We start from the raw sequence: 7,828 nt of genomic DNA on the forward strand, positions 1-7,828 counted from the left end.
CCGCATCACACCGACAGAATGCTCACACTACTTCGAAAACTCCGGATATGACCGAAACTAATCTCATCCCGCTCTAACTTTACCCCTACTCGACCCTGCAAGTGCGCAAAATTCCTAGGCTCGGTGTTATTGGTTGAGCACAGACGAAAAAAACCAGCCGGCAGGCGTTTGTTTGATGCCGGGTTCCATGCTTTCTGATGCAGTCAGTAACTTCCGATTCTAATCAGCAGGCAGCGGCTTTGAAGACTGAAGCTTCGGCGCAAGATCGCGTGATCTCATTGGGCGACGGTTTGGCGGCGATTCCCGAACGCTTACTGCTTGCCCACGCGCGTGGTGAGGTTCTCTTCATTTGCGGTGCAGGCATTTCGAGGCCCGTAGGGTTGCCAGATTTCCGCGATCTTGTAGTCGACGTTTACGGCGTTCTCGATGCCAGCTTGTATTCCTCACGGGCTTACCGAGGCGTTGGATCAAATCCGATACGCAGCGCCTGAACTTGCAAAGGACCCGATCTACCGACGGCTGTCGACAGCAGCCAGACGCTAGGTACGCGATGATGCGGAGCATAGAGAGCCCTCTTTTCGGAAGGGTTCTAGCCTTGCGGCAGGCTTTTGCTAGTCGGCCAGTCTTGACAGCCCAAGCGCCTTGTTAGATGCAGCCAAAGGTGCAGGCTTACAAAAGTCGTCAAAAAACAATGTAATGAAACCAACGGGATAGCTGAAAATGATGGCGGAGAGGGAGGGATTCGAACCCCCGATGGGCTTGCACCCATGCCGCATTTCGAGTGCGGTGCATTCGACCACTCTGCCACCTCTCCGCGGTCATGGTCGGCCGTTGCCGGCGCGGCGCACTAGATAACGGCTGATCGGGCAGGTTACAAGGCCAAATCCGCCGGAAATTCAGCTTGCCGTCCCGGACCTTGCCTGGACCGATGCCGCCCGTCCTCGGCAGGCAATGTCGGCTGGTCCGCCAAGGCAAGGAATCGGGCTGTTTGCCTTGACTCCCACGCAACCTTCGGTTAGGGACAGCGTGCAATCGGCGTGGAGGGTTCTTCCGCGCCGCTTGTTTTTTGAACCCGCAGACTGACAAAAAGACGGCCGAACCGCCAGAGGCGGTTCATCGAGGCCGACCGAACAGCGAAAGGCAAAAAATGTTCGCAGTCATTAAAACGGGCGGTAAGCAGTATCGCGTTGCCGCCAACGATCTCCTGAAGATCGAAAAAGTCGAAGCCAATGTCGGCGATATCGTCGAAATCGGCCACGTGCTCGCGCATGGCGAGGGCGAGAATGTCACGTTCGGCGCGCCGTTCGTCGATGGCGCCTTGGTTACCGCCGAAGTCGTCGAGCAGGGCAAGAACCGCACGGTCATCGCTTTCAAGAAGCGCCGCCGCCAGAATTCGCGCCGCAAGATCGGCCATCGCCAGCTTTTGACCACGGTGCGGATCTCCGAGATCCTGCTTGGTGGCGCCAAGCCGGCCAAGAAGGCCGCCGTGAAGGCGGAAGCCAAGGCCGAGGCTGCTGCCGAGGCCGCGCCGAAGGAAGCCAAGGCAAAGAAGGACGCCCCCAAGGAAGAAGCGAAGGCCGAGGCCGTCGCCGCGCCGCTGTTCAAGGCGCCGAAGGGCGAGCCGGACGACCTGACAGTGATCAAGGGCATCGGCCCGGTCGCCGCCAAGGACCTCGCCGAGCAGGGCATCATCACCTTCGCGCAGCTCGCCAAGCTCAGCGACAAGGATGTCGCCAAGATCGACGAGCACATGCCGTTCAGCGCCGACCAGATCAAGGACTGGCGCGAACAGGCCAAGGAACTGGCGAAGAAGTAATTTTTCCGGCGAAACATCGGCCGGATCGGACTTGAAACGGAACGCGAACGCGTTCATAAGGCCTTTTAGGCGCCTTGCGGCGCAACGGAGTTAGTTAGATGGCACACAAGAAAGCTGGCGGCTCGTCGCGCAACGGTCGCGACTCGCATTCCAAGCGTCTGGGCGTGAAGAAGTTCGGCGGCGAAGCCGTCATCCCGGGCAACATCATCATTCGTCAACGCGGCACGACCTGGCATCCCGGCGTCAATGTCGGCATGGGCACGGACCATACCCTTTTCGCGCTCGAAACCGGCGCCGTGACGTTCAACAAAAAAGCCAACGGCCGAACCTACGTATCGGTCAATCCGATTACCAAAGCCGCGGAGTAGCCGGTTCCGCACTAGAACACCGGCGCCCATCTCGGGACCGGTGTCTGGCAAAGCCAGGAAAAGGATCAGGGGAGATGGGTTTCCATCTCCCCTTTTTCTTTGCCTGGAGGACGTTGAAATGGTTGCCGAAGCGGAAGACTCAGAAGACGAAAGTTACGCGATAGATTGCCCGGTGCTGGTCACAGAGCGGCTGGTGATGCGCGCTCCCGATGAGCGGGATATCGCGCAACTGGTCGAGCTTGCCGACAATCGTCACGTCGCCGAGATGCTGGCGCGCATGCCCCACCCCTATGGCGAGGCAGAGGCTCGCGCTTTCCTCGCCATGACCAAGGCGCGACGCGCCGGCATTGCCTATGCGCTGACGCTGGCCGGCACCGATACCTTCGTCGGCTGCGCCGGGCTGAACACCACCGATCGCGGGCTGGAACTCGGCTACTGGATCGGCGAGCCCCACTGGAAGCGCGGCTATGCGACCGAAGCTGCCCACGCGCTGGTCGACCTCGCCTTCCAGAAGACATCGATCCCGGTGCTGCATGCCTCGACCCGGGTCATCAACCCGGCCTCGCGCCGGGTGATCCACAAGTGCGGCTTCCAGTATGCCGGCCAGGGCATGTTGAACTCGATCGTCGCCGGCCAGGTGCCGGTCGAGCGCTACCGGCTGGACAGGAAGACGTGGACCAGCCTGCGGAACTGGATCCACTTTTGATGATTGCCCTGAAGGCCGGCCGAGCAAGAGCCCCCTCGCCCGGATTGCCAACCGAATTGCGAAGGGCAATTCGGGGCAATCCGACCTCTCCCCGAGGGGAGAGGAGGTCGCTGGTGCCGGCGTCAGTCTCTTCTCCCCTCGGGGAGAAGGTGGCCGCGCAGCGGCCGGATGAGGGGGCTTTCTCATACGCGATTGGACTGGCGGCTTATGCTCAGCCCAGCTCTACCCAGACCGGCAGGTGGTCCGAACCGCTCGCCTTCCGGTCGACCCACAGGCGCTTCAGCGAGCGGGCAAGCGACGCACTGGTGAAGACGTAGTCGATGCGCTTGTGGCGGCTGGCGTTGGCGGGGTCCTTCGGGTCGACCCAGGAGACGAGATCCTCGCCGGCGACATCGAGGCGCATGGCGGCATCGACGGCGAAGTCGGCGGTCAGCGGCATGCCGAATTCATGATCCGGCCGGCCGGCGAGTTCGACATATTCGGGCGAACCGGCCAGCATGTTGAAATCGCCCATGCCGACAAAGGCCTCCGGGTGCGGCAATTCCGGCAGGCCGATCTCGGCGACGCCAGATAGCGCGCCGCCTTCGAGCGCATAGTTCAACAGGCGCCGGCGCAGGAACTGTATCTGGCTGGCGCGCTCGACCGGGCTGCGGTGATCGAGATGGATGGAATAGAAACGAATGAAACCAAGCGGCGTCTCGATCAGCGCCTCCAGCGCGCCGCGCTGGAAGTTCATCATCTCGAAGCTGCGGCTGCGCGGCAAAAGCAGGTTGCGCGACAGATGAATTGGCGTTTTCGACAAGACCATGTTGCCGAGCTGGAAGGTGGTGGTGATGGCGCGGCTATCCTCGATGCGCGATCCGATATTGGCCTCGAAATTGCTGCCGTAGACGGCGAAATAATCGGGCAGCGCCTCGCCGATCTCGGCGACCATGTCGCGGCTGCCGTTCCTGGGGTTGTTACGGGTGACCTCCTGCAGCGCGATCACGTCGGCGCCGCGCACGGCATCAGCAATTCGCCCGACATCGTAGCGTCCATCGAGACCGATGCCGTATTGGATGTTGTAGGTTACAAGCTTCATCCCGCAATCTCCGGCCAACCCCACGCGGCCATCGTCATAAAACGGCCTCGCCCTTCGCCGCGCCTTGGTTTAGAGCAAGGCCCAAGGTTTAGAGCAATGCCGCAAGGCCAATAAAAGAAACTGCGATCCAATGAAATTTCTCGATCAAGCCAAGGTCTATGTCCGCTCCGGCGACGGCGGCGCCGGTTCGGTCTCGTTCCGGCGCGAAAAATTCATCGAGTTCGGCGGGCCGGATGGCGGCGATGGCGGCCGTGGCGGCGATGTCTGGCTGGAAGCGGTCAACGGCCTGAACACGCTGATCGACTATCGCTACCAGCAGCATTTCAAGGCCAAGACCGGCGTCCACGGCATGGGCCGCAACATGACCGGCGCCAAGGGTGCCGACGTCACGCTGAAAGTGCCGGCCGGAACGCAGGTCTTCGAGGAAGACAATGAAACGATGATCTGCGACATGACCGTCGTCGGGCAGCGCTTCCTGCTTGCCAAGGGCGGCAATGGCGGCTTCGGCAACCAGCATTTCAAGACCTCGACCAACCAGGCGCCACGGCGCGCCAATCCCGGCCTGCCGGGTGAAGAGCTCAACATCTGGCTCAGGCTGAAGCTGATCGCCGATGCCGGACTGGTCGGGCTGCCCAATGCCGGCAAATCGACGTTCCTGGCCGCCGTCACCGCGGCGAAGCCGAAGATCGCCGACTATCCGTTCACGACGCTGCATCCGGGCCTCGGCGTCGCGCGCATCGATGCGCGCGAGTTCGTCATCGCCGATATCCCGGGTCTGATCGAAGGCGCGCATGAAGGCGTCGGCATCGGCGACCGCTTCCTCGGCCATGTCGAGCGTACGCGTGTACTGCTGCACCTGGTCTCGGCGCAGGAGGAGAATCCGGGCAAGGCCTACAAGACCGTGCGCGCCGAACTCGAAGCCTATGGCCACGGCCTGACCGACAAGGTCGAGATCCTGGCGCTGAGCCAGGTCGACACGCTCGACGCCGACGCGCGCAAGAAGAAGGTCGCTTCACTGAAGCGCGCCGCCGGGCGTGCGCCGATGCTTCTGTCCGCCGTCACCGGCGAGGGCGTCGAGGCGGTGCAGCGCGCACTGATGGCGGTGATCGCCGAAGCCCGCGCGCAAATTGCCGCCCCGGTCGAGACGCGCTGGGAAAAGTAGGGCCATGCAGTCGCTCAGGAAATACCGGCGTATCACCGTCAAGATCGGCTCGGCGCTGCTCGTCGACCGCGCGAGCGGCCTGAAGCGCGATTGGCTGGCCTCGCTCGCCGACGATATCGCCGTGCTTGCTCAGGGCGGGGCCGAGATCCTCGTCGTATCCTCCGGCGCGATCGCGCTTGGCCGCACCATTCTCGGCCTCGGCAAGAGAGCCTTGAAGCTCGAGGAAAGCCAGGCAGCGGCCGCCGTCGGCCAGATTGCGCTCGCCGGCGCCTGGTCGGACGCGCTCGGCAAGGGTAGCCTGAAATCGGGCCAGATCCTTTTGACGCTCGGCGACACCGAGGAGCGCCGCCGCTACCTCAATGCACGCGCGACGATCTCGACGCTGCTCAAGATGAAGGCGGTGCCGGTCATCAACGAGAACGACACGGTGGCGACCTCCGAAATCCGCTATGGCGACAATGACCGGCTGGCCGCGCGCGTGGCGACGATGATGGGCGCCGACCTTCTGGTGCTGCTGTCCGACATTGACGGGCTCTACACCGCGCCGCCGGCGCGCGATCCGCAAGCCAAATTCATTCCGGTGGTCGACCGTATCACGCCCGACATCGAGGCGATGGCGGGTGCGGCGGCCTCGGAACTGTCGCGCGGCGGCATGCGAACCAAGCTCGATGCCGGCAAGATCGCCAATGCGGCGGGCACCGCGATGATCATCACCTCCGGCACCCGGCTGTCGCCGCTGATGGCGATCGAACGCGGCGAGCGCGCGACGTTCTTCAAGCCCAGCGCCAATCCGGTGAAAGGCTACAAGACCTGGATCGCCGGCCAGCTCGAACCGGCCGGGCGCCTGACCGTCGATGCCGGCGCCATCGGCGCGCTCATTTCGGGAAAGTCGTTGCTGCCGGCCGGCGTCAAACTGGTCAGCGGCAATTTCTCGCGCGGCGACACGGTGGCGATCCTGTCGCCCGAGGGCCGCGAGATCGCGCGCGGGCTGGTTGCCTACGATGCCGCCGATGCCGTAAGGATCGCTGGCCTGAAGACGGCCGAGATCGAGACGGTGCTCGGTTACGAGGCGCGTTCGGCGATGATCCACCGCGACGATCTTGTGGTGAGTCATTCTAGTGACCAAGTACGGGCTAGCGACCAAGTACCGGCTAGTGACCAAGTACGCGCCAGCGACGAAGTACGGGCCGAAGGCGACATTAGCGGAGGATGAGCCATGCTGAAGCTGCATGAAAAATCCGGGGACGACACCGCGGCGCTGATGGCCGATATCGGCCGGCGCGCCCGCGCAGCCGCCCGACCGCTGGCCGTTGCCACCACCGACGCCAAGAACGCCGCGCTTGCCGCCATGGCGGACGCGATCGTCGCCCGGGAACGGGACATTCTCGACGCCAATGCCATCGATGTCTCGAATGGCCACGAATCCGGGCTTTCCGGCTCCTTCATGGACCGGCTGAAACTCGATCCGGCACGCATCCGCGCCATGGCCGACGGCATCCGTGAAATTGCCGGGCTCGAGGATCCGGTTGGTGATGTCATCGCCGCGTGGGAGCGGCCGAACGGCCTGCACATCGAGCGCGTGCGTACGCCGCTCGGTGTCGTCGGCGTCATCTATGAAAGCCGGCCGAACGTGACGGCGGATGCCGGCGCACTCTGCCTCAAGGCCGGCAATCCGGTGATCTTGCGCGGCGGCTCGGATTCGCTCAATTCCTCCTCGGCGATCCACGCCTGCCTGGTCGAGGGACTGAAGGCGGCCCATCTGCCCGAGGATGCCATCCAGCTGGTGCCGACCACCGACCGCGCCGCGGTCGGCGAAATGCTCAAGGGGCTTGGCGGCAATCTCGACGTCATCATTCCGCGCGGCGGCAAAAGCCTGGTCGGGCGGGTGCAGAGCGAGGCGCGAGTGCCTGTCTTCGCCCATCTCGAAGGCATCTGCCATCTCTATATCGACCGCTCGGCCGAGCTCGACATGGCGGTGCGGATCGCGGTCAACGCCAAGATGCGGCGCACCGGGGTCTGCGGCGCCGCCGAAACGCTGCTGGTCGACCGTGCCGTCGCCACCACCCACCTGGTGCCGATCCTCGAAGCGCTACGCGCCGCCGGCTGTGAAATCCATGCCGATGCCGAGGTGATGAAAGTCTTCTTCGACGCCAAGCCGGCGACCGATGCCGACTGGGCGACGGAATATCTCGACGCCGTCATCGCGGTGAAGCTGGTCGACGGCATCCGTGGCGCGATCGACCACATCGAGACATTTTCCTCGCATCATACCGAGGCGATCGTCGCCGAGGACGCGAAGGCCGTCGAACGGTTCTTCAGCGAGATCGATTCGGCGATCCTGCTGCACAACGCCTCGACGCAGTTCGCCGATGGCGGCGAATTCGGCATGGGCGCCGAGATCGGCATCGCCACCGGCAAGATGCACGCGCGCGGGCCGGTCGGCGTCGAGCAGTTGACCTCGTTCAAATACCGCGTGCGCGGGTCGGGCCAAGTGAGGCCTTGATGCTGTTCGTTCCTAGAGCCTGAGGCGTTGCGCGCGCGGACCCCCCTCTGCCCTGCCGGGCATCTCCCCCTCAAGGGGGGAGATCGACTGCCATTACCGGTTTCGTCAATCGCCGGCGTTGTAGAATTAGCGCTGCCGATGAAGCTGCCAATCTCCCCCCTTGGGGGGGAGATGTCCGGCAGGACAGAGGGG

General features: G+C 63.5%; 7 protein-coding genes and 1 tRNA gene. 6 read left to right on the forward strand and 2 right to left on the reverse strand.

Going from position 1 to position 7,828, the window contains the following annotated elements:
- Nucleotides 1-724: 724 nt before the first annotated feature.
- Nucleotides 725-814 (reverse strand) — tRNA-Ser (locus LB543_RS33395).
- Between the two features lie 333 nt (nt 815-1,147).
- Between LB543_RS33395 and LB543_RS33400 the strand changes: the two genes are divergently transcribed.
- The 3 genes from LB543_RS33400 (at nt 1,148) to LB543_RS33410 (ending at nt 2,890) form a co-directional block, all read left to right on the forward strand.
- Nucleotides 1,148-1,816, forward strand: coding sequence for a 50S ribosomal protein L21 (locus LB543_RS33400; protein ID WP_140754886.1), 669 nt, complete (start codon nt 1,148-1,150; stop codon nt 1,814-1,816).
- 98 nt (nt 1,817-1,914) lie between these two features.
- Nucleotides 1,915-2,184 carry a 50S ribosomal protein L27 gene (gene rpmA / locus LB543_RS33405; protein ID WP_015315190.1) on the forward strand — a complete coding sequence of 90 codons (270 nt, stop codon included), beginning with the start codon at nt 1,915-1,917 and terminating at the stop codon, nt 2,182-2,184.
- Between the two features lie 118 nt (nt 2,185-2,302).
- Entirely contained in the window at nt 2,303-2,890 is a 588-nt protein-coding gene (locus LB543_RS33410) for a GNAT family N-acetyltransferase (protein WP_224617311.1), read from the forward strand.
- A 211-nt stretch (nt 2,891-3,101) separates the two neighbouring features.
- Here LB543_RS33410 and LB543_RS33415 read toward each other — a convergent pair whose 3' ends face one another.
- Nucleotides 3,102-3,971: an endonuclease/exonuclease/phosphatase family protein gene (locus tag LB543_RS33415; protein ID WP_140754882.1), complete on the reverse strand. Its 870-nt coding sequence runs from the start codon at nt 3,969-3,971 to the stop codon at nt 3,102-3,104.
- Between the two features lie 130 nt (nt 3,972-4,101).
- Between LB543_RS33415 and obgE the strand changes: the two genes are divergently transcribed.
- The 3 genes from obgE to LB543_RS33430 are packed head-to-tail and all read left to right on the forward strand — an operon-like array spanning nt 4,102 to nt 7,636.
- Entirely contained in the window at nt 4,102-5,133 is a 1,032-nt protein-coding gene (obgE, locus tag LB543_RS33420; protein WP_027141722.1) for a GTPase ObgE, read from the forward strand.
- Nucleotides 5,134-5,137: 4 nt separating this feature from the next.
- Nucleotides 5,138-6,346, forward strand: coding sequence for a glutamate 5-kinase (proB, locus tag LB543_RS33425; protein WP_224617312.1), 1,209 nt, complete (start codon nt 5,138-5,140; stop codon nt 6,344-6,346).
- Between the two features lie 3 nt (nt 6,347-6,349).
- Nucleotides 6,350-7,636 carry a glutamate-5-semialdehyde dehydrogenase gene (locus LB543_RS33430; RefSeq protein ID WP_140810672.1) on the forward strand — a complete coding sequence of 429 codons (1,287 nt, stop codon included), beginning with the start codon at nt 6,350-6,352 and terminating at the stop codon, nt 7,634-7,636.
- Nucleotides 7,637-7,828 lie beyond the last annotated feature (192 nt).

Origin of the sequence: Mesorhizobium sp. ESP7-2 (genome assembly GCF_020164715.1) — a bacterium.
GTDB lineage: Bacteria > Pseudomonadota > Alphaproteobacteria > Rhizobiales > Rhizobiaceae > Mesorhizobium.